This is a genomic window from Bacillus sp. FDAARGOS_235, assembly GCF_002073415.2.
Taxonomy (GTDB): Bacteria; Bacillota; Bacilli; order Bacillales; family Bacillaceae_G; genus Bacillus_A; species Bacillus_A toyonensis.
Genome location: NZ_CP020437.2, coordinates 2,218,082 through 2,238,048 on the forward strand (window position 1 = coordinate 2,218,082; position 19,967 = coordinate 2,238,048).

At 34.2% G+C, this 19,967-nt stretch carries 21 protein-coding genes; 6 read left to right on the forward strand and 15 right to left on the reverse strand.

What is annotated here, in order from left to right:
• Nucleotides 1–47 precede the first annotated feature (47 nt).
• Complete coding sequence (brnQ1, locus tag A6J74_RS13400) at nucleotides 48–1,349, reverse strand: branched-chain amino acid transport system II carrier protein BrnQ1 (RefSeq protein WP_044810333.1); 1,302 nt, start codon at nucleotides 1,347–1,349, stop codon at nucleotides 48–50.
• A 403-nt stretch (nucleotides 1,350–1,752) separates the two neighbouring features.
• On the opposite strand from brnQ1, the gene A6J74_RS13405 reads away from it, so the two are divergent.
• Entirely contained in the window at nucleotides 1,753–3,138 is a 1,386-nt protein-coding gene (locus A6J74_RS13405) for a peptide MFS transporter (protein WP_000443131.1), read from the forward strand.
• A gap of 31 nt (nucleotides 3,139–3,169) precedes the next feature.
• Here A6J74_RS13405 and A6J74_RS13410 read toward each other — a convergent pair whose 3' ends face one another.
• The 5 genes from A6J74_RS13410 to A6J74_RS13430 form a co-directional block, all read right to left on the reverse strand.
• Nucleotides 3,170–4,213 carry a YHYH domain-containing protein gene (locus tag A6J74_RS13410; protein WP_001249829.1) on the reverse strand — a complete coding sequence of 348 codons (1,044 nt, stop codon included), beginning with the start codon at nucleotides 4,211–4,213 and terminating at the stop codon, nucleotides 3,170–3,172.
• Nucleotides 4,214–4,352: 139 nt separating this feature from the next.
• Nucleotides 4,353–4,985 carry a class A sortase gene (locus A6J74_RS13415; protein ID WP_001041715.1) on the reverse strand — a complete coding sequence of 211 codons (633 nt, stop codon included), beginning with the start codon at nucleotides 4,983–4,985 and terminating at the stop codon, nucleotides 4,353–4,355.
• Between the two features lie 116 nt (nucleotides 4,986–5,101).
• Nucleotides 5,102–5,575: a hypothetical protein gene (locus A6J74_RS13420; protein WP_001081110.1), complete on the reverse strand. Its 474-nt coding sequence runs from the start codon at nucleotides 5,573–5,575 to the stop codon at nucleotides 5,102–5,104.
• A complete protein-coding gene (locus A6J74_RS13425) occupies nucleotides 5,568–5,786 on the reverse strand; it encodes a helix-turn-helix transcriptional regulator (RefSeq protein WP_000154014.1) in 219 nt (72 codons plus the stop codon). The genes A6J74_RS13420 and A6J74_RS13425 overlap by 8 nt, the downstream gene beginning before the upstream one ends.
• A 113-nt stretch (nucleotides 5,787–5,899) precedes the next feature.
• Nucleotides 5,900–7,162: a 3D domain-containing protein gene (locus tag A6J74_RS13430; RefSeq protein WP_001105800.1), complete on the reverse strand. Its 1,263-nt coding sequence runs from the start codon at nucleotides 7,160–7,162 to the stop codon at nucleotides 5,900–5,902.
• Nucleotides 7,163–7,646: 484 nt separating this feature from the next.
• Here A6J74_RS13430 and A6J74_RS13435 point away from each other — a divergent pair, with 484 nt between their 5' ends.
• From A6J74_RS13435 to A6J74_RS13445, 3 genes are all read left to right on the forward strand, one after another.
• Nucleotides 7,647–8,327, forward strand: coding sequence for a methyl-accepting chemotaxis protein (locus tag A6J74_RS13435; protein WP_370115437.1), 681 nt, complete (start codon nucleotides 7,647–7,649; stop codon nucleotides 8,325–8,327).
• A gap of 132 nt (nucleotides 8,328–8,459) precedes the next feature.
• A complete protein-coding gene (locus A6J74_RS13440; RefSeq protein ID WP_000434781.1) occupies nucleotides 8,460–9,272 on the forward strand; it encodes an undecaprenyl-diphosphate phosphatase in 813 nt (270 codons plus the stop codon).
• A gap of 178 nt (nucleotides 9,273–9,450) precedes the next feature.
• Nucleotides 9,451–9,738: an antibiotic biosynthesis monooxygenase gene (locus A6J74_RS13445; protein WP_000471244.1), complete on the forward strand. Its 288-nt coding sequence runs from the start codon at nucleotides 9,451–9,453 to the stop codon at nucleotides 9,736–9,738.
• Nucleotides 9,739–9,824: 86 nt separating this feature from the next.
• Here A6J74_RS13445 and A6J74_RS13450 read toward each other — a convergent pair whose 3' ends face one another.
• Entirely contained in the window at nucleotides 9,825–10,028 is a 204-nt protein-coding gene (locus tag A6J74_RS13450; RefSeq protein WP_001268335.1) for a hypothetical protein, read from the reverse strand.
• 172 nt (nucleotides 10,029–10,200) lie between these two features.
• Here A6J74_RS13450 and A6J74_RS13455 point away from each other — a divergent pair, with 172 nt between their 5' ends.
• On the forward strand, nucleotides 10,201–11,352 hold the full coding sequence (locus A6J74_RS13455) for a VanZ family protein (protein ID WP_000128033.1): 1,152 nt from the start codon (nucleotides 10,201–10,203) through the stop codon (nucleotides 11,350–11,352).
• Between the two features lie 7 nt (nucleotides 11,353–11,359).
• On the opposite strand, the gene A6J74_RS13460 is transcribed toward A6J74_RS13455, so the two are convergent.
• The 6 genes from A6J74_RS13460 to bdhA form a co-directional block, all read right to left on the reverse strand.
• Nucleotides 11,360–12,673: a D-arabinono-1,4-lactone oxidase gene (locus tag A6J74_RS13460; RefSeq protein WP_000948668.1), complete on the reverse strand. Its 1,314-nt coding sequence runs from the start codon at nucleotides 12,671–12,673 to the stop codon at nucleotides 11,360–11,362.
• A complete protein-coding gene (locus A6J74_RS13465; protein WP_000373788.1) occupies nucleotides 12,661–13,833 on the reverse strand; it encodes an amino acid deaminase/aldolase in 1,173 nt (390 codons plus the stop codon). Before A6J74_RS13465 ends, A6J74_RS13460 begins: the two co-directional genes overlap by 13 nt.
• A gap of 106 nt (nucleotides 13,834–13,939) precedes the next feature.
• The gene (gene sph, locus A6J74_RS13470) at nucleotides 13,940–14,941 is read right to left on the reverse strand and encodes a sphingomyelinase C (RefSeq protein ID WP_000837526.1); all 1,002 of its coding nucleotides are present in this window, start codon (nucleotides 14,939–14,941) and stop codon (nucleotides 13,940–13,942) included.
• 73 nt (nucleotides 14,942–15,014) lie between these two features.
• Entirely contained in the window at nucleotides 15,015–15,866 is an 852-nt protein-coding gene (cerA, locus tag A6J74_RS13475) for a phospholipase CerA (RefSeq protein ID WP_000731002.1), read from the reverse strand.
• 264 nt (nucleotides 15,867–16,130) lie between these two features.
• On the reverse strand, nucleotides 16,131–16,475 hold the full coding sequence (locus A6J74_RS13480; RefSeq protein ID WP_000947914.1) for a potassium channel family protein: 345 nt from the start codon (nucleotides 16,473–16,475) through the stop codon (nucleotides 16,131–16,133).
• A 119-nt stretch (nucleotides 16,476–16,594) separates the two neighbouring features.
• The gene (bdhA, locus tag A6J74_RS13485) at nucleotides 16,595–17,647 is read right to left on the reverse strand and encodes a (R,R)-butanediol dehydrogenase (RefSeq protein ID WP_000645832.1); all 1,053 of its coding nucleotides are present in this window, start codon (nucleotides 17,645–17,647) and stop codon (nucleotides 16,595–16,597) included.
• A 225-nt stretch (nucleotides 17,648–17,872) separates the two neighbouring features.
• On the opposite strand from bdhA, the gene A6J74_RS13490 reads away from it, so the two are divergent.
• Nucleotides 17,873–19,027 (forward strand): MFS transporter, encoded by a 1,155-nt coding sequence (locus tag A6J74_RS13490; RefSeq protein ID WP_000873261.1) that lies wholly within the window; start codon nucleotides 17,873–17,875, stop codon nucleotides 19,025–19,027.
• A gap of 18 nt (nucleotides 19,028–19,045) precedes the next feature.
• Here A6J74_RS13490 and A6J74_RS13495 read toward each other — a convergent pair whose 3' ends face one another.
• The gene (locus A6J74_RS13495; RefSeq protein WP_000964463.1) at nucleotides 19,046–19,375 is read right to left on the reverse strand and encodes a hypothetical protein; all 330 of its coding nucleotides are present in this window, start codon (nucleotides 19,373–19,375) and stop codon (nucleotides 19,046–19,048) included.
• Between the two features lie 16 nt (nucleotides 19,376–19,391).
• Entirely contained in the window at nucleotides 19,392–19,679 is a 288-nt protein-coding gene (locus A6J74_RS13500) for a hypothetical protein (RefSeq protein ID WP_225988027.1), read from the reverse strand.
• Nucleotides 19,680–19,967 lie beyond the last annotated feature (288 nt).

Here is a 19,967-nt window from a genome sequence, read left to right on the forward strand (position 1 = left end):
TCCAAAAAAAGAAAGGTGTTTTCCCATTATAGAAAACACCCTTTCACTTATTTGTCCTTATTTATCATGATACTAACGATTACACCAATACACACACCTACAAGAGCTGGAATGATCCATCCTACACCTTCTGTATAAAACGGAATATACTTCAATATTGGCGTCCACTGATTCGTCATCACATTTTTATTTAAAATATCGATTGCACTAAATACCGCTACAATCAAAATTGTAACAGGATATATGCACACATACTTCCCAATATATTTATGGAATAACCCTAAAATAATAAGCGTTAATGCAATTGGATAAATAAATCCAAGAATCGGTACTGAAACTTTTAAAATTTGTGTTAACCCTAAATTAGCTAAAATCATACTAATAAAGCTCAATATAAACGCCCAAACTGTATACGATACTTTCGGAAATACACTTGTAAAAAACTGACTACAAGATGTAACAAGTCCAATTGAAACACATAAACACGCAATAGTAAAAATAAGGCCTAACAAAACTACTCCGCCTTGTCCAAATAACGTCGTCATCACTTGTGCTAACACATTCGCCCCATTATTAAACGTACCTAACGAACCGCTAATTGAACCCACATATCCGAGGATGACATAAATAATAGATAATAAAAGACCTGCTCCAATACCAGCAATACTCATATATTTCGCTAAGCCTTGATCATCTTCAATACCTTTTGCACGTAAAGCATTTGCAATAACAATACCAAAGATTAAAGCCGCTAGCGCATCCATCGTTAAATATCCATCTAAAAATCCTTGGAACATAGGAACTTGTCCGTAATTTCCAGTAGCCTCTTTCACACTACCAACTGGTGTAAACATAGTTTTTATAAAAATAAGTGCAATCATACATAATAATAAAGGCGTTAAAACCTTCCCAAATAAGCCCATTAATTTAGATGGCGATAAACTTAACCAGTAAACAAAGCTAAAGAAAACGATCGTATAAACTAGTAAAACTACACTACCCGATTCTGGGAATAACTGACCTGGTCCCATTTCAAATGCTAGACTTCCTGCACGTGGTATACCAAGACCAGGTCCAATAAATAAGTACACAATACACGGAAAAATAATTGCAAATGAAGAATGTACTCTACCCGCTAACGTTTGAAAGCTTCCTGCTTTTGCAACAGCAATAACACCTAATATCGGAAGACCTGTTGCTGATATAATAAAACCTAACAGCGCAATCCACACGTGTTCTCCTGCTTCATATCCAAGGAAAGGCGGAAAGATAAGATTCCCCGCTCCAAAAAACATAGAGAATAGCATAAGACTAATAAGTAAAATTTCTTTTTTCTGTAACAATTTCATTTCTTTCTCCTTCTTCAATTTCATCTCTTGTGAAATCAATTCCACATATAGAAAAACGCGATAATCCGCTTCCTTACAAAGAAAACATAGTCCATAGTCTATCACAAAAGAAATGCCCATTCTATAGCTATTTCCCTTTTCCAATTTCTTCTGAAAAATCAACCTTTCCCCGCATTAACGGACAGTAAGACTCCCCCCCTAATAATTAAGCTAATAACCGGATATCCAGTGGGAATCAAACTGCCCATAAAAGCCCGATTCGTTCAACTAATAATCATATTGGAATAAAATCTTCCAATATGATTAAAGTTTCACTTCATTGACTTATAATAGTTAATAAAGTAAAATATTAAATATACAAAATTATTAACCTTGTTTTTGTTTGTGTCAGGAGGAAAATAACATGGAATCAGCGATACAACTAGAAAAAGAACAGCAAAGAAAAAAGAAACATCCTCCAGGTTTATACTTACTCTTCTTTACAGAAATGTGGGAAAGATTTAGTTACTATGGATTACGAGGATTATTAACATTATATTTAACGACAGCTTTAGTAAGCGGTGGTCTTGGGTTTAGTCCCGCATGGGCACTCTCCATTTACGGATTTTATACTGGAGCCTGTTATTTCACACCAATGATTGGTGGATACTTAACAGACCGTTTTCTAGGTAGAAGAAAAGCCATCACAATTGGTGGTATAACGATGGCAATCGGTAACCTTACACTATTTGCCTTGCAAAACCAATTAGGCCTATACCTCGGATTAGCGCTTATTATTATCGGTAATGGATTCTTCAAACCGAATATCTCTACACTGGTTGGAGAATTATACGAAGAGAATGATCCAAAACGTGATAGTGCATTTACCATTTTCTACATGGGTATTAACGTTGGGTCATTTTTAGCTCCACTCGTTTGCGGATTTTTATCAGAAAATTTATTCAAAACAACAGTTGATGGCGTTGTACATTACGGATTCCGTTACGGTTTCTTAGCAGCTTCAATCGGAATGATCATTGGACAAATTTTATTTACAACACTATCAAATCGCTTCCTTGGTGATATCGGTAAAAAACCAACTCGCGATTTGCAAACAGCTGCTGGACAACCATCAGTAGGAGATACACCGTTAACAAAAAAAGAAAAACAACGTACCGCAGTTATCGTCATTTTAACGTGCTTCGTTGTCTTCTTCTGGGCTGGTTTTGAACAAGCTGGTAGTTCATTAACACTATATACAAACAAATTTGTAGACCGCTCTGTGTTCGGATGGGAAGTTCCAACATCTTGGTTCCAATCGGTCAATCCATTATTTATTATTTTACTTGCCCCAGTCATTTCAGCATTATGGGCAAAACTTGCAACTCGCAAGCGCGGGGATTTAAAAATCCCAACCAAAATGGGACTTGGTATGATCTTACTCGGTATCGGTTATATCATACTTGTTATCGCTACATTAAAAACAGGTAGTGACGAACATAACATTACGGAAAAAGCAAACTTACTATTTATCGTCTTTACGTATCTTTTCCATACGTTAGGTGAGCTATTCTTATCACCTGTCGGACTATCAATGGTTAGTTCTCTCGCTCCAGTAAAACTTGCTTCTTTACTAATGGGTGTATGGCTAGCAAGTTCAGGTATCGCCAATATTTTAGGTGGACAACTTGCAAGCTTCACAACTTCACTTGGATATGCTGAAGTGTTTACTGTTATCGGCGCTGTAGCGATTGTTTTAGGTTGTGTTTTATTATTAATCTCTAAAAAACTAGTAAAATGGATGGATTAAAAAAAAGATGAGGAATTTCTCCTCATCTTTTTTATGCCTTCTTACCTTTTTCTATTGCTTGCTCATACAACTCTTTATGTTCTTTATATTCACTTGGCACGAAACTCTTATAGAAAAATGAAAACCAGCTGTCTCCCTTTTTAAATCCTTCTTCTCGAATTTCCGTTGCTTTTTTATTCGATTTAAATCCTTCAGTAAACCATTTTTTTAATGAGCCATTCTTTTCATACTTGGCAGGAATCTTCAAATCATAGTTTTCAAACGCATACTTATATCCAGCCTTTTCTACTGCCTTTTTTGTAGACTTATAGCCTTTTTCATACGCTGTTTCATATGACTTCACGTATACATCTTTCTCATTATTTCCAGGATTCTTTTCAGCTAGTTCCTTACCAGCCTTTTCCCCTAGTTCAGCTTGCTCTTTTTCAATTTTTTCTGTTCTCTCTTTATTTCCCACTTGGAAACCTTCTGCAAAGATCTGCTTAAAATCTGGAGTAATTTGACTATCGTCCATCGTCTCTTGTGCTAAGCCCTGTTCTTTTCCTTTTTCAAAATGCGTTTTCTTCTGCTCTTCTAAAGACCAAGTAGTAGTATAAGCAGTTGTAAATGCTTGTTTATATGTATCTGATTTTCCAGCTAAATGTACTTGTACGTCATTTTTCCCTGCTTTAAAATCAGTCTCTCCATTTTTTTCGCCTTCAAGTTGACCTTTCTCCATATCAACTTGGCGCTTAGCTTCCTCTTGCTTACGTGCCTCTTCTGCTTTTCTTTGTTCCTCAGCTACACGTTGTCTCTCTTCTTCAGCTTTACGCTGTGCTTCTGCAGCACGTTGTTTTTCAGCTTCTACAGCACCATTATTATTTTGGCTAGGAGCTGGACTCGTTGCACCACTACTAGAAGCTGGTTTATTGTGATAATGATATTCCCCGTACTGTAATCCCCATTTTTCACAGTTTGTACGACACGTATGTCCACCATTCGCATCTGTACGTCCTGGATGCGCATAAGCTGAAATTGGAGCTATCAATAACGCTACACTTGTTGTTAAAAGAAGTTTCTTCACCTGTTGTCTCACTCTTGTTCCTCCCAAAATTTAGAATTCTAACTTTATTATACATAAATAGAAGGATTTTTAAATACAAACTAAAATATTCTATTATTTCTCAAAAGTAGTAAAAAAGAAGGTCAACTCTTTAAAGAGTTGGCCTTCTTTTTTATTTCTTCGCCTTCGTTCCTACTAAATCACCAGCTACAACATAACGCTTAGAATTATCTTTTACAGATACACATGTAATAAGCGTTATCTCATCTTTCCCATGATCTTCTACAACTTCCCATTTATCCGGAGTTACTTCAGATACACCAGTAACAGCGTACTCATATTCATTTTCATTATCATATAAATAAATTTTATCGCCTTTTTTCAAAGATGCTATATCACTAAATAAAACACCTTTTTTAGACATGTTATGCCCTGCTAGTGCGTAATTCCCTTTTCCCATTACTTGATTTTCTTTTACTGTCGCTGCACCTGATAACAGGTTTTTCTCAGTAGAAGATTTTAAAACAGGAATTTCTAATGAAACACTTGGAATCGAAATACGACCGATTACTTGTTTTTTATCTAACGATGCATTCGCTACTTCTGCCAAGTCTGGTTGATTAATTTTTGACGCATCTACAAATTCTGTCTCATGCTTTTCATAATCCATCTTTTGAACAGCTTGCACATTTTCAGTCTGTTTCTTTTCAGCCTTATATCCATCATAAAATGGCTTTCCAATTAAAACCCCACCTACAACAAATAGAAGGATTGCTACTATACTATAAATTCTTTGCTTATTCATATACAATTCCTTTCCCTTACAAAATCTTACTCTATATAAAATGATAAAATAATATTGCTATATGTACAAGTATAAGCTGAAAAGAAACCTTCTTGCCGATGCAAGAAGGTTTCTTTTTAAGCAATTTTATTTCGATATAAAGACACGTGAAAAATCGTCATCTGAATAAAGTAGATACTAAATGCAATATATATCGGATATGCAGGAACATATAGAATAACAATTGGAGAAAGAGTTAAAAACCCAACCGCACAAGGCAACACATACCATAATGACATAAATGTAGTACGACAAGCCTTTTCTGTAATTGCCTTTTCACGCTCATCTTCTTGAGGAAATAATAGTGGAAACATCCAATACGAGAGCTCTTTATATTTTTTCTTTTGAATTTTATAAAGAACCGTCGATACAATACCAAATGTTAAAAGTAATCCGAGCGGTATTAAACTTATTGAAACTTCAAATGGTACTCTCTTCGTTTGAATAAAATTAGCGACTTCAATAGTAAAATAATACAACTCAATAAAAGCCCAACCTGCTAATACCATTAAAAGTACATTTAGCATATAAGAAAATACAAGTCTATTCATCCTCTTTCCCCTCCTTATTTAAAACAAACACATCTTCCATCTTTAACTGGAACACATCACAAATCGTAAGTGCCAATAACAACGAAGGAACGTAATCCCCTTTTTCAATTGCAGCAATTGTTTGTCTCGTCACTCCAACCTTCTCTGCTAATACACTTTGCGAAAAATTGAAGCGAGCCCTTAATTCTTTCACTCTATTTAAAATGGTCAATTTTACCACCTCTCACCATCATTGTATGCTATCCTTAACAAAATGTAAACTCAACTTAACATATTTTTTACAAAAAAAATCCAACTTTACGTATTGTAAAGTTGGATTACGTGTTAGTTTAAAATTGTAACTTTAACATTTTTTCTGCCCCAATTACTAGATGAAGCTTTATCAGGCATTAAAACATCGATTTTGTGACCTTTAATTGCGCCACCAGTGTCTGCTGCAATTGCTTGTCCATAACCTTCAACATATACAGTAGAACCTAATGGAATAACACTTGGATCTACAGCAATTAATTTCATTCCTGGGTTTGCAGTTAGATTATAGCCTCCCCATGCAGAATACACTTGTTGGCCTGGTGCATAACCATTTTCAGCTGGATCTGCTGTATAAGCTGTTGCATGTACATATATTTCTCTTCCACCAGCAGTTGGCTTCGAAGGTTGTGCAGGTTCTACCTTCGAATTATTATTCGCAACAGGTTCAGCTGGTTTATTAGCTTTCTCTTGCTTTTGTTTTTCAGCAATTTCTGCTTGTGCTTTCACTAAAGCTTCTTGCTCAGCCTTTGCAGCCGCTTCTGCTTTTGCACGCTCTTCTGCTGCAATTCTTGCTGCTTCTTGCTCACGAGCAATCGTCTCTTGTACTGCCTTCATATTTGACTCAATTTTAGCTTTTTCTTCTGCTGCTAAATTAAGTTGGCTTGCAATCTGATTGTATTTAGCTTGAACTGTCTGTAAGTTATCTTGACGTTTTTTCAAGTTATCTTGCAAATCAGCTTGCGCTTTTGCTAATTTTTGTTTGTCTACTACTAAAGATGCTTCTTTTTCGTCAATTGTTTTCTTATCTTCTTCAATTTGACGAAGATCTTGTTCTTGTAGACGTAAAATTTCTTTATCAGCTTCTAAAATAGTAGAAACTGCATTCATACGTTGTAAGAAATCTGCAAAGTTTTTTGACTCTACAACAACTTCTACTACTAAACTTGTATTTGAACTGTTTTGAACAGAAACCATACGTTTTCTCATAATATCTTTACGAGCAAGGACTTTATCCTCTAAAACGACAATTTCATTCTTTTTTTGCTCAATCTGCTTATGTGTTTCATCGATTTTACGTTGAATAGCAGCTTGATCCTCTTTATTTTTTGCAATTGTATTATTTAAGTTATGTAGTTCGTTTTCAATACCTTGAATCTCTTTACTAACAGCTTGCTTCTCTTGCTCTTTCTTCTGCATATCTGCATCGTTTTGCTGCAATTGCTGTTGCATGTTGTTAAGTTTCTCGTCGTTTGACTCTGCTTTTACAGCGACTGTACTAGAAAGACCGATAATTCCTGCTAATACTAGACTACTGATTCGCTTAAAATAGTTCATAATCCGACTCCCTTCTTATACAGTTATACATGATTTATTTTACAGTTTGTTTACAATACTATTAAATACAGTTTATTTTTCATGACAAAAAATAGGGAATTATAAATAAAATGTAATAGATTCTTAAATATTTAACAATTCCTATATTTAAAAATTATAAAAGATGCTAAAATCCAAATATAGAGAAAATATAACTTCCAAAGGCGGTTGAAATAAATACATGTTTACTCAAAAGAAATCACTCCAACATAAAATTGATCAATTAGAAGATCGTATAAAAGAATTAGAGGCAGAATTAAAACAAAAAGATATTGAAAAACAAAATATGATTTCTTCTATCCATGACCGTGTGCAAAACGTCGTTCAAGAGCATCAACTTGTAAATAACCAGCACCATACACTCCAAAATTTAATTCAGCAATTAAACTCGTGTTTTGAAAATGTTTCAACACGTACAACAAATTCTAATGAATTAAATAGTGAAATGTTACAAAAAGAACAAAGCTTAATTCAGTCTATTGAAGAGATTATTGACTGCTCTAATGAAGGAAAAGAATCTGTTCACCGTTTACTTATTGTAATTAATAAATTAGGTGAACAATCTCAGCGCACGTCTAACAGTATGAATCATTTAAGTGAACGCTCAAAAGAAATCGAACAAATTGTAGAAGTCATTCAAAACATTGCAGCACAAACAAATTTACTTGCGCTAAATGCAAGTATTGAAGCAGCGCGTGCTGGAGAGCACGGTAAAGGGTTTGCGGTTGTTGCCAATGAAGTAAGAAAACTAGCAGAAAGTACGGCAGAGAGTACAAAGAATATTGGCAACTTAACGAAAAAAATTCAAGAAGAAATTGAAAAAGCATACGAAAACACAAAAGATAATTTACATTTAGTCGATGAAGGTGTAGAAATGAGTGCCGATACAAACGCTAGAATCGAAAACATTTTAATTATGATTCAAACGTTACAAAATGGTGCTACAAATGTTATTCAAGCAATTGAAAACCAAAAATCTTGTAATGATGATATATTAAGAGAATTTGCAAACACTCAACAAATGTTCCAAAAATTAAATACTACTATTATGAACCATATTCATGATGCAGAAAAAGTCGATGTTCAATTGACTAATGGTCTTCAAGAAACAGTATCTTCTCATTAACAATAAAAACCCCTTATATCGCTATAAGGGGTTTTTATTATATTTCGAATATTTATTTCTTCCCAATATTCATCTATATCTTTGTTATAATGGGAAAGTTGTTTCTTTAGACTAATTAACAAGGAGGATGTTATGGAACAATTTTACTACATTTTAAAATACTTAATTCTTGGTCTGTTCCAAGGACTAACAGAACCAATTCCGATTTCTTCAAGTGGTCACCTCGTTTTAGCACAACATTTGCTAGGACTAAAAATAGAAGGATTTAGCTTTGAACTACTTGTTAATTCAGCTTCATTACTAGCTGTATTACTTATTTATAGAAATGATTTAATTCGTCTAACAAAGAATGGTCTATCTTATATATTTACAAGAGCAGAAGATGCAAAATCAGATTTCTTCTTCATTATTTACCTTGTAATTGCAACTATTCCAGCAGGTGTAATTGGCGTTTTATTTAAAGATTATATCGACCAGTACTTAAAAGGCGTGAAAATGGTTGGGATTTCCCTTCTTATTACCGCTGTCGGTCTTTGGATTATTAGAAACTTACGCGGGCGTAAAAATGATGGTGACCTTTCTATGAAAGATGCAATCATTATCGGATTAGCTCAAGCTTGTGCACTTATCCCTGGAATTAGCCGATCTGGCGCTACAATTGTAGCAGCGATGTTACTCGGTATGAAGCAAGAGACCGCTCTTCGCTTCTCATTCTTACTATATATTCCTGTTAGCTTAGGTGGGTTATTGCTAAGTATTACAGATATTGCTAAAGATCCTAATTTAGACACATTATTCGTACCATATATCGTTGCGTTTATAGCAACATTTATCATGACATATATTTCATTAAAATGGTTTATGAACATTATGGCAAAAGGAAATTTAAAATATTTCTCTTTCTATTGTATTATCGTAGGGGTACTTACTATCATTTTCTTATAAAGTAAACTTACAAATTTAAAGCGAGTCATTCTACTACACTAAGATGGCTCGCTTTTTTATACTTCTATTAAGTTGAAGTGCCTTATTTACTTTAAATTTTCAGAATAGTATAATATTAATTATGTTCCTACTAATAAAAATCCGTCTTCTTTACTACTATTATAAAAGAGGTGTTCCTATGTTTATTGTTACTAAACTAATTCATATTAAATATGGCTATGAGAATGATTTACTATATTCACTTAAACAATATTATCCATCAACTGGAACAAATGGTTTTATTAACATAGAATTTTCACATATGCATCGTACAGATGATGGAGCAAAATATATGGTCCGTATGTTATGGAAAACACAACAAGATTACCATGCGTGGCTTTCTCAAAGAAACGAAAATGAAACTTGGAAGCACAAAATGCAAAACTATATCCTTTCTTCCACATCCAATGCTACTTATATGCATTAAACTTCACTCGATATTCCTAAGGAGCTTTTCCTAATATAAAATGATAAAACCCTCTTACCTTTTCTCATCCAGTAAGAGGGCTTCCCTTATTTATAAACTTTCTTTTCTTGACAATACAAACGAATAACATGTTTATTTTGTTGAAATACATCATGCGTTAGGCGGATAATAATAAAATTTCGTTTTGTTTGATCATCATGAACAAAAACCTGTTCTCCCTCTTGAAAACGCCACACACTTTCAAAAGTTGTAATATGATCCCCACTTACAGAAAAAAGCTCATATCGCATATCTTGTACCCTCTCTCAACTTATAATAATCACAATATCCTTATATTAAATTTAGTATAACTTAATTCCATTAAAATTTATAATTTTTTCTATTTCAAAATATTTTAATTTTGTTTTAAGGTTCTTTTAACGTTATAATGATAAACGAATTTTCATTGAAAGGAGCCTCATTTTGACTGCATATTTATTTCCAGTAAAAACAGCATTTATTTTATTTCCTTTTTTAGCAATGTTTCTCTTAATACCTTTTTTAATATTTAACTACCGAAAGTATGGTTATTTAAATAAATGGCGTTCATTTATTTTGTACTCATTATTACTTTACTTATTAAATGCCTATTTTCTTGTGATTTTGCCGTTACCACAAACATATGATACTTGTAGCCTACAACCGGCTAATACGCAGCACATGCAACTATCACCATTTTATTTCATACAAGAAATTAGTAATCATACTTCGGCAATTTTAACGAAACCAGCTACTTATTTCTATTTATTAAAAGAATCTGCGTTCTTACAAGTAGCATTTAACGTTCTATTAACCGTTCCATTCGGTGTTTATTTACGTTATTATTTCCGACGTAGTTTCTTACAAACAGTTTGTATTTCTTTTTGTCTTTCACTATTTTTCGAACTGACACAGGTAACTGGACTATACGGTATATACAATTGTGCATATCGCTTATTCGATATCGATGATCTATTTTTAAACACATTAGGCGGCGTAATTGGTTTTATCATTGCACCAATATTTACGTACTTCCTTCCGAAAACAAGCGAATTAGATAGTCATATTGATTTAGAAACGAAACCAGTTGGATTCGTTCGTCGTCTTATCGCTATGCAAATTGATTGGCTGTTCTTATCTATCGTCGTTCCTGTCATTAAAAATAAAGGAAACTCTCTATTTATTTCTAATATCCAATCTTACACAAATGTATACGAACTCCTTTTCATTACATGTTCAATCTTTATTTACTTTATTATCATTCCATACTTTACAAATGGAAGAACGATAGGAAAAGCGTTGCTTCGTATTTACATTAAAGGAAAATCAGATCGTATTACGATGAAGGAACTATTCATCCGTTACGGTATATTCTATTTCGTTTTAGGTGGAATCAATTATATTCTTTCTAGTAGCTCTATCTTAAATTTTACAGAGCCTTTAGTATTACTAGTTATACTGTTATTCCAATTCGTAATTAACGGCATATTTATTATTCATGTTTTCTTACATGTATTTAGCCGTGATAAGTTACTATTCTACGAGCATATTAGTCAAACAAGAAATGCGATTATACTAAAAAAAGCTGACAAGTAATATTTTGTCAGCTTTTTTTCATAATCGTAAATAACTTTTCTATATAAGGGTTTAAAAACATTCCTGTTTCATCTAGCGACTTCCTCATTTTTAGAAACGAATGCAATTCTGGATATATGTTTTGTAACTTTTCGTATGTTAACGTATGCATTTTCCCCCAATGTGGACGACCTTCATATTTCAGAAAAATTTTCTCCACTTCACCAAAATAAGCGGCATACTTCATACCTTTATACATATGAACGGCGATATATGCCGAGTCCCTTCCATACGCTGGACTAAGCCATATATCATCACCTTTCACGTAGCGACATTCAATCGGGAAGTGCACCTTATACTTTTTCTTTTCAATAAGACTTGAAATTTCTTCTACAACAGCTCTCATATGCTTTGAAGGGACACTGTACTCCATTTCATAAAATGGAACCGTACGTGATGTAGCGAACACTTCATAGCTTGGGCCAATTATTTTTGTGTTTGGTGCAGCCTTAGCTGATAATCGACTTACTCCTTTACTTATGGAAGGAAACCATTTGCACCCTTTAGATAACAAAGAGAACATCCTATTTTCAAGTAACTCCACCTTTAGTTTATGCCATTTTAAATCAGTTCCTTTACTCGTTGTTTCATTTGTAAACTTCACCTGTACTTCATTTGAATAAGGAAAAACAAAAAACTCAAAATGACGATTCTTCTTATATTCTTCTAGCTTGTTCATTACAGTAGATAGTGACTGTTTTTCGCTTTCATAAACGAGCGAATATGATGGGATAATCTTTAATTTTATCTTTACGATGATACCTAGCATTCCAAGCGATAACTGAAATGCTTTCCAATATTCGACGTTCTCGGTTTCTGAACAAACTATACTCTCACCTGTTGATAAAACTGTCGTAATCTCTATAACTTGTGTTGATAAACTCCCAAAGTTAACACCCGTCCCATGCGTCCCCGTACTAATTGCTCCTGCAATAGATTGTGAATCAATATCCCCTAAATTTTCTTGTGCATAACCTTTTTCTTCAAGTAACTTCCCTAGGTCATGTAGCTTTGTTCCTGCCCATACTTCGGCAACCATCTTCTCCGCATCAATATTCACAATGCCCTTCAATTCGTCTAAAGAGACTAAAATTTCTTCTGTTTGCACGAGAGGCGTAAACGAATGCCCTGAACCGACAACACGAATTTTCTTCCCTTTTTTTTGTGCAAGCTCTACAACTTCTACTACATCTTGTATAGTTTCTGGATACATCGTATAATGCGGCGTTCCTTCTACATTCCCTGTCCAATTTCTCCATTTTTTCCCCTCTATAGAAAGCATTGGCCATCCCCCCGATATGTTGAATACTCCCCAATAATCTTCCCTTGTTTCACACGATACAGAATTGGAAAACGCTCACATAATTCTCCAGCTTTACTATGACGAAACAATATAGAATCTCCTATATCCACTCGCTCCTCGCCGTTATAATGAACGGGAGTTTGTGCTTCACCAGCACCTTCTAAATCTAATAGTTTTGCACCATCTGGTCTCCAAACCTCAGGCTCTTTATCTTTACCAACTGCGCCTGAAGCAATATATCCACCACCTAGGCAAGTATAGATAAACGGAGCTGGTTTACGTACAACTGGTAAAGCAAATCCGACAGCTGGATGAAATTGTACTTCTTTATAATAGTCAAACAGTCTAGGGGCATAAAAAGCAGAACCTACTGTAATCTCTGAAACTGAGTTATCTTGCTCAGTTGTTTTTATACTTCCTGTTCCCCCCCCATTTACAAACCTAAGTTCAATACCAAGGTTTTGTATTTCTTTCACGATACGTCCTCTTCTTTCTTTAACTTCTAACACTGATTTCTTCTTTAAATAAGAAATTACTTTACTTTTTATCCATTGATTCGGTATATAATCTCCAACCCCAGCAATTTGAGCTTCATATCCCATTACACCATCTAGTATTAAAAATGATGAGTCCTTCACTTTTTCTACTATTTCCAGAGCGCTCCGCACATCTTTTACCGGGGATCTTTTTACACCAAAATGAAATTGAAAAAAACGGCTACTCATATCAATATCCAAACAAACACGAAAACACCCTTTAGACTTCTCAGCAATTTTTTCTAAATAAACAATATGGTCTTCACAGTCCACCATACAAGTTATAATAAGCCCTTTCTTTGTTAGCAAACTAATTTCATATAAAGCCCTGTCATCATAAGCTGGATATCCTAATAATAAATCATTAAATCCTTGTTCAATTAAAAACAAAGCCTCTCTAGGTGAAAAACACATAATACCTTGAAATCGGTTGTTTGTAGCTAAAATCCGTTTCATAATTGGAACGGATCGTAATGATTTACTCGCTATTCGAATCTTTTTATCGCCACTTAGCTCTATAACCGATTGAATATTTCTTTCTAAAGCTACTTCATCTAAAAATGCACACGGTAATGGAACTTCTTTAAAAATTCCTCGATCCACATTTTTCGCTCCTCTTCTATATATGTCTTATACATATTGGAAAGAAAGAGTGATTTTCCTGTTTGCAAATAAAAAAAGTTTCTTCTTTACGAAGAAACTTTTTTGACTACTTCATAGAAATAGTAGCCTCTACTGGATAATGATCAGAGTAATCATTATACGTATATTTTTTAAACCATGATGTAACAGTCCATTGTGGAGATTTCGGCTGTAACACTTTATTTTCTATATGCGATGGGTTCGCATGATCTTTACTTGCAATAATATAATCTAAATACTCGGCAGGGCTATCGGGGAAATTGTATTTCGCAATACTGTTTGTCGTCGCATCCCAAGTCGCTGTATGTCCAGTATAAGATGGAATAGAAGCATGTAATGTTTTAAACATAGATGCATACTCTGAATCACTATTATTCTCAGCGTTTATTTTATTTACGTTCATATCTCCACCAATTAACACATACTCGTTATTTGGTATATTTTTATTTTTAATAAATTCTTGAATTTCTTGTAGCTGTTTTGTACGTACAGATGCAGGTGAAGTTTTTCCACACATACTATCTTCAGCTTGTAAATGCGTCCCAATTACATGAACAAAACTATCATTTCTCTTAATTTTCGTGTATACAAATCCTTTATTTGATAAATTATCTGGTCCGCAGCCTTTTTCGAATACATATTGAATTTTTTCAACGATTGGCCATTTACTCACAATCGCAACGCCCCCATCTTCAGGAGTCGAAGATGAATAGTTCCCTAATGTTTTATCCCATTCGTTTCCACTACTACGACCTAATACCGCCGTTTGATTTGGATATTCTCTCTTCAAATTTCCTAACAAACGATCTGAGGCGCTATTATCAAACACTTCATTTAATATAACAACGTCCTGATTCTTTATATAACCTGCCGCTCCAATTAAATCAGCACGCTCACTTTGTCCCCAATTCGGATATAAGTTTGTTGATAGCATGTACACGTTATGCGTCATTACTTTTAATGTATTATTTTGATTTGTAGGCGTTTCTGCTTGAGCTGAAGATCCACTATATAAAGCTCCTAAACCAATTCCAAAGCTAAGTACACCTTTTAGCAATTTACTTTTCACGTTTCATACCTCCATGTGTATAGTGATAAAAAGGCCAAATACTCTATTCTGAGATTTGACCTTTTTTAAATACTTAACGATTTCCGTACGTATCAAACCAAAGCTGGATGTATCCAGCAGTAACACGTTGTGCATCCATTAAACGCTTACCTGTCATTGGTGTAACTTCAGCGCGCCATTTATCTGCATAATCTTGCGATACAGCAGCTCTCACGAACCAATCTTTCGTATTATCATTTACAATGCCAGCGTAATCCTGTTTCGCAGCTACTGCCGCTCCATGAATCCAATCTTCTGGATTTGTACCTTTCCAGTTCCAATATCCATTTCCATCCGTTACTTTGTAATTATCTTTTATCGTATCTACAAAGTTTTCATATTTAGAATGGAACCCTTGTGGATACGAAAGATTTGTAAAGTTTGCCGCATGCATCGGTTGGTTTACATCTCCTAAATAATGAAGAGATAATCCTAAATAGAAGAATGCTTGTTTCATATCTTTATTTTTGTATGACTCACCAGCTAATTTAAAATATTTAGCTCCAGTTTCCTTCGCCTGCTTTGCATATGGAATATACGTTTTCCCGTTATCAGGGTCATAGAAGTGTGAAGCAAATGTGCTATTATCATAATAAGGATTTTCATAGTCAGCAGCATAAATACCGTTCTCTAACTCCGTACGCCATTCATTTAATAGTGCAACTCGCTCTTGTTTTACAAGTGTTGTATTACGAGACATAATATCCATTGCACGGTTTACAATCCATAAATGAGAGTTTACACCTTCTTTATGTTTATCTTCAGCAGACCAGCGCGGAATAACGCCTACTCTCTGTCCTCCATCGTTTTCATGAGCAAACGCAACACTTTGTAACGGTGCTACTAACGTAATAGCTGCTGCTAAGGCAAGAACTTTCTTTTTCATCTGAAATCCTCCATTTTATAATTAAATTATTGTAAACATTTTGCTAGGATCCTACGATGTCATCTGGTTAACCTATGACTAGAATATCCCACCTTTCATAAAAATTCTATCAATAAATTAAAATATGCAAATGTTCATATCATTATAACTTTATACATAGTGAATATAATGAATGAATGCACTTACATTGTAATAAATTATTGTTAAGCTACTGCAAATACTTGTCTAAACTAATGTAAAAAAAGAGTAAAGCAATTACATGCTTTACTCTTTTCTTCTATTCGATAATATACTTGGTAGTTGCACATTAACCGCCAACTTATGAATAAATCCAAACACTAATCCAATCCCGATAAATATGTATAGTATCGTAAATATCTTCCCAAAATCAGTTTGAGGACTAAAATCTTTATCGCCTACAGTTGTCAGTGTCACAACACTAAAATATAAAGCATCAAGGATACGTAATCCCTCCACTGTGCTATAAAAGATTGTACCCGATATTAAAGTCAAAATTGTTAATACGAATAAAACTTGAAATTCTTTATCCTTCCACGCTCGCAAACAGGCTCTTAGCATACGTTTCAATGTTAAAAAAAACGAAAGCATCCAACTTTCCCTCCCAAACAAAAGTACATTTAGTCAAAGGAAAGTCTATCACCTTTCCGTATAGAAAAAAAGTAGCCCTCTTCTATTTCTAGAAAAGGGCTACTTTTTTCAATTCTTTATTATTTAGGTGAAACAAGAATTTTCACTTGTGTTTTATCTTTTACAAGTGCTTCAAATCCTTCTTCAACAACTTGATCCACTGTAATTTTTTTCGTAATTAATTTCTCTGCTTGAATTTGACCAGAGCTAATTAATTTAATAACAGCTGGGAAGATGTGACGGTATCCAAGAATACCAATAACTTCTTTTTCTTTTAATACAAGGTTGTTCGGAGTAATTGTTGCATCTTTTTCCCATACACTAACAATTACTGTTTGTCCTTCGAAACTTGTACTTTCAATTGCTTGACGTAGTACAACTTCAACACCTGTTACTTCAAAACTAACATTTACACCTAAACCGTTTGTTAAGTTACGAATTTCTGCTAATACATCTTGAGTTGCTGGATTTAATACGTAATCCGCACCTGCTAATTTCGCTAACTCTTGACGTTCTTTAGAAAGTTCAACTGCGATAACAGGAGTTGCTCCTGCTGCTTTAGCTGCTTGGATAACAAGAAGTCCAATTGGACCACAACCAAATACTGCTACAGCTTCCCCTTCTTTTAATTTACTTTGACGTACTGCATGAACTGCTACTGCTGCTGGTTCTACAAGTGCACCTTGTTCATACGTCATTTCATCTGGAATATGATGAACCATATCTTCTGGTACTACTGTATATTCAGAGAAGCCACCGCCGTCTCCACCAAGACCGTGGAAAACAAGCTGTTCACAAACATTGTAATGTCCATGTTTACAAGCTTCACATTTACCACAAGAATAAATTGGTTCTACAACAACGCGGTCTCCCACTTTATGAGATGTAACACCTTCACCAATTTCAACTACCTCACCACTAAATTCATGACCTAAAATAACAGGTGCTTTCACATGTGTTAATGGGTGCTCTTCTGTCGGAATAAAAATTGGCCCTGCTAAATATTCATGCAAGTCTGTCCCGCAAATACCACACCATTTAACTTTAATTTTTACTGCTCCTGGTCGTACAGTTGGTTCTGGTACTTCTTCTACTCGTACATCACGTTGATTATGCCAAAGTAATGCTTTCATTTTAAACATCCCTCTCTATGTATATACTTAACCTGGTGAAGTTTACAAATCTATTATAATACTTATATCCATATATTTCAAAAAAACAATCTCACTTTCACTAAATTTTAACAAATAACGTTCAATATTTTGTCACTTTGTACTTTTTTCCACATCTGTTAATTCAATTTCATTGCAGTTGAAATTAGCAGTATGCCATAATAGCATAGGAGAGGTGAATATCGCTTGAAATATTTTATTTACTTTATTGTTATCGTAGCTTTTTTAGATACATTTTCACAATTACCTATTATGAGTACGTTCGCTCAAAGCCTTGGAGGAACTCCTCTTATTATTGGGCTAGTTGTCGGTATGTACTCATTTGCTAATATGATTGGTAATATTATTGCTGGAGCTGCCGTCGATAAATTTGGTGCAAAAAAAATACTTTATATAAGCATGGGATTTACGAGTTTCATAGTCTTGTTATATACCGTTGTTCAAAGTGGTGAACAACTATTAGTTGTGCGCTTTATGCACGGTTTTAGTGACGGATTTTTAATTCCTGCTGCCTTTACATTTTTATCAAAACAAACAAATTCAGCAAAGCAAGGTAAGGCAATGGCTCTATCTGGTGCTGCTGTTGGAACAGCGGCTATCGTAGGTCCTGCTTTCAGTGGCATTATGAAAGCGACAGCTGGAATAGAATGGGTTTTCATTACTATTTCTATTTTAATGGTTCTTGGTACAATCGTATCTCTATTCTTCTTACCAAATAACGTGTCAAGAAAAAATACATCAAGAACACAAATGATGAACAAAGAAGATATGTTTGAACTATTGAAATCAGAACCGTTATTACAGGCATATATTGGTGCTTTCACTCTAATGTTTTCACAAGGAATTGTCACATATATGTTACCAGTAAAAGTTGAGGCATTAGCACTTAAAGCATCTACAACAGGTATGATGCTAAGTGTATTCGGAATTACCGCTATCCTCTTCTTCTTACTTCCAACAAATCGTATTTACGATCGATTTAATCGCTCAAAACTAATGCTAATTGGTATTGCAGTAATGGCATTAGCGTTATCTTTACTTGGATTATTCGCAACAAAAGGCATGCTCTTTATCGTTATGATGATTTATGGCATTGGATTCGCTATCCTTTTCCCATCGATAAATGCATTACTTGTTGAAAATACGACAGATGATAATCGCGGGAAAGCCTTCGGATTATTTTATGCATTCTTCTCATTAGGAGTTGTTGCTGGTTCCTTTACAGTTGGAGCAATCGGGGCATCACCTAGCGTCAGCTTCATTATCGGAACTGCATTCTTATTAACCTTTGCCAGTATGATTTACGTAAGAAGCAAAGTAAAAAAGACAATGATGGGTTAATTCCATCATTGTCTTTTTTTAAAATGCATATTGATATAACCCATAATATAACGGCAAAGTTGGGATCACACCAATTAATTTGAATATAAAAGGTAGCGGTTCATCCTTCTCTTCATATAAACGTAAAATAAAAACGGCACTCAAAGCCCAAATAATGCTAAACACGAAGATGCATTTCCAAACGATTGAGGTTAATATTTCTACATCGAAGACAAAACCAAATAGCCCTATCCACGTAATAATGGACACTACAAAATCAAATTTTTGAATTGGTGTTTGAAACATCCCTCTTATTAATGAAGTAATAGTTAATATCGCTACAATTACTAAATAAATTTTCCACAACATAATGATAAGCTCCTGTTCAATTTTTCACTTTCAATAAACCATACTTAATAAATAAGCTGGCATTATATTTTTCATAGAAATAATACAACGGATAACAAAATAAGAAGAAAATAAGTACGGTTGGTACATTGTCTATAATAGAAAAATATTTTCCTAGCAATTCTTTAATGCTCTCACCAATCATAATAAACAGTGGGATTATACAAATTGCCGCTAATATTAAACATGGCGTTATCCTTATTTCTTTCAGCTTCACCTTACAATGTGGACACCTTAATGAAAAAAGATGTGGGATGTCGATAATATGTTATGCAGTAATATTTCCTTCACACTGTGGGCATACAATTGTTTCTTTCATTTATAACTTCTCCTTTCTACTCACAAAAAAAAGCTCTATCGAATAGAGCTCTTTTTTCGCCTAATATAGATTACTTTTGCGTATAACCAAGTAATACTGTAAATAAGCTTATGTATAAAAGCAATACTACTTTCTTCCTTAAAAAAAGAAACTGAATAAATACCGACGATACTTCGACAATTTCCTCGGAAATATTTCCTTTCCCCACATAATTTGATACACTACATATGAACA

Coding starts and splice junctions, on each gene's coding strand:
- A6J74_RS13445 (WP_000471244.1), top strand. CDS start 9,451: ATGTTTATTGTTACTAAACTAATTCATATTAAATATGGCTATGAGAAT.
- A6J74_RS13430 (WP_001105800.1), bottom strand. CDS start 7,162: ATGAACTATTTTAAGCGAATCAGTAGTCTAGTATTAGCAGGAATTATC.
- A6J74_RS13495 (WP_000964463.1), bottom strand. CDS start 19,375: ATGTTGTGGAAAATTTATTTAGTAATTGTAGCGATATTAACTATTACT.
- cerA (WP_000731002.1), bottom strand. CDS start 15,866: ATGAAAAAGAAAGTTCTTGCCTTAGCAGCAGCTATTACGTTAGTAGCA.
- A6J74_RS13460 (WP_000948668.1), bottom strand. CDS start 12,673: ATGCTTTCTATAGAGGGGAAAAAATGGAGAAATTGGACAGGGAATGTA.
- A6J74_RS13405 (WP_000443131.1), top strand. CDS start 1,753: ATGGAATCAGCGATACAACTAGAAAAAGAACAGCAAAGAAAAAAGAAA.
- A6J74_RS13440 (WP_000434781.1), top strand. CDS start 8,460: ATGGAACAATTTTACTACATTTTAAAATACTTAATTCTTGGTCTGTTC.
- bdhA (WP_000645832.1), bottom strand. CDS start 17,647: ATGAAAGCATTACTTTGGCATAATCAACGTGATGTACGAGTAGAAGAA.
- A6J74_RS13450 (WP_001268335.1), bottom strand. CDS start 10,028: ATGCGATATGAGCTTTTTTCTGTAAGTGGGGATCATATTACAACTTTT.
- A6J74_RS13480 (WP_000947914.1), bottom strand. CDS start 16,475: ATGCTTTCGTTTTTTTTAACATTGAAACGTATGCTAAGAGCCTGTTTG.
- A6J74_RS13415 (WP_001041715.1), bottom strand. CDS start 4,985: ATGAATAAGCAAAGAATTTATAGTATAGTAGCAATCCTTCTATTTGTT.
- brnQ1 (WP_044810333.1), bottom strand. CDS start 1,349: ATGAAATTGTTACAGAAAAAAGAAATTTTACTTATTAGTCTTATGCTA.
- A6J74_RS13420 (WP_001081110.1), bottom strand. CDS start 5,575: ATGAATAGACTTGTATTTTCTTATATGCTAAATGTACTTTTAATGGTA.
- A6J74_RS13435 (WP_370115437.1), top strand. CDS start 7,647: ATGTTACAAAAAGAACAAAGCTTAATTCAGTCTATTGAAGAGATTATT.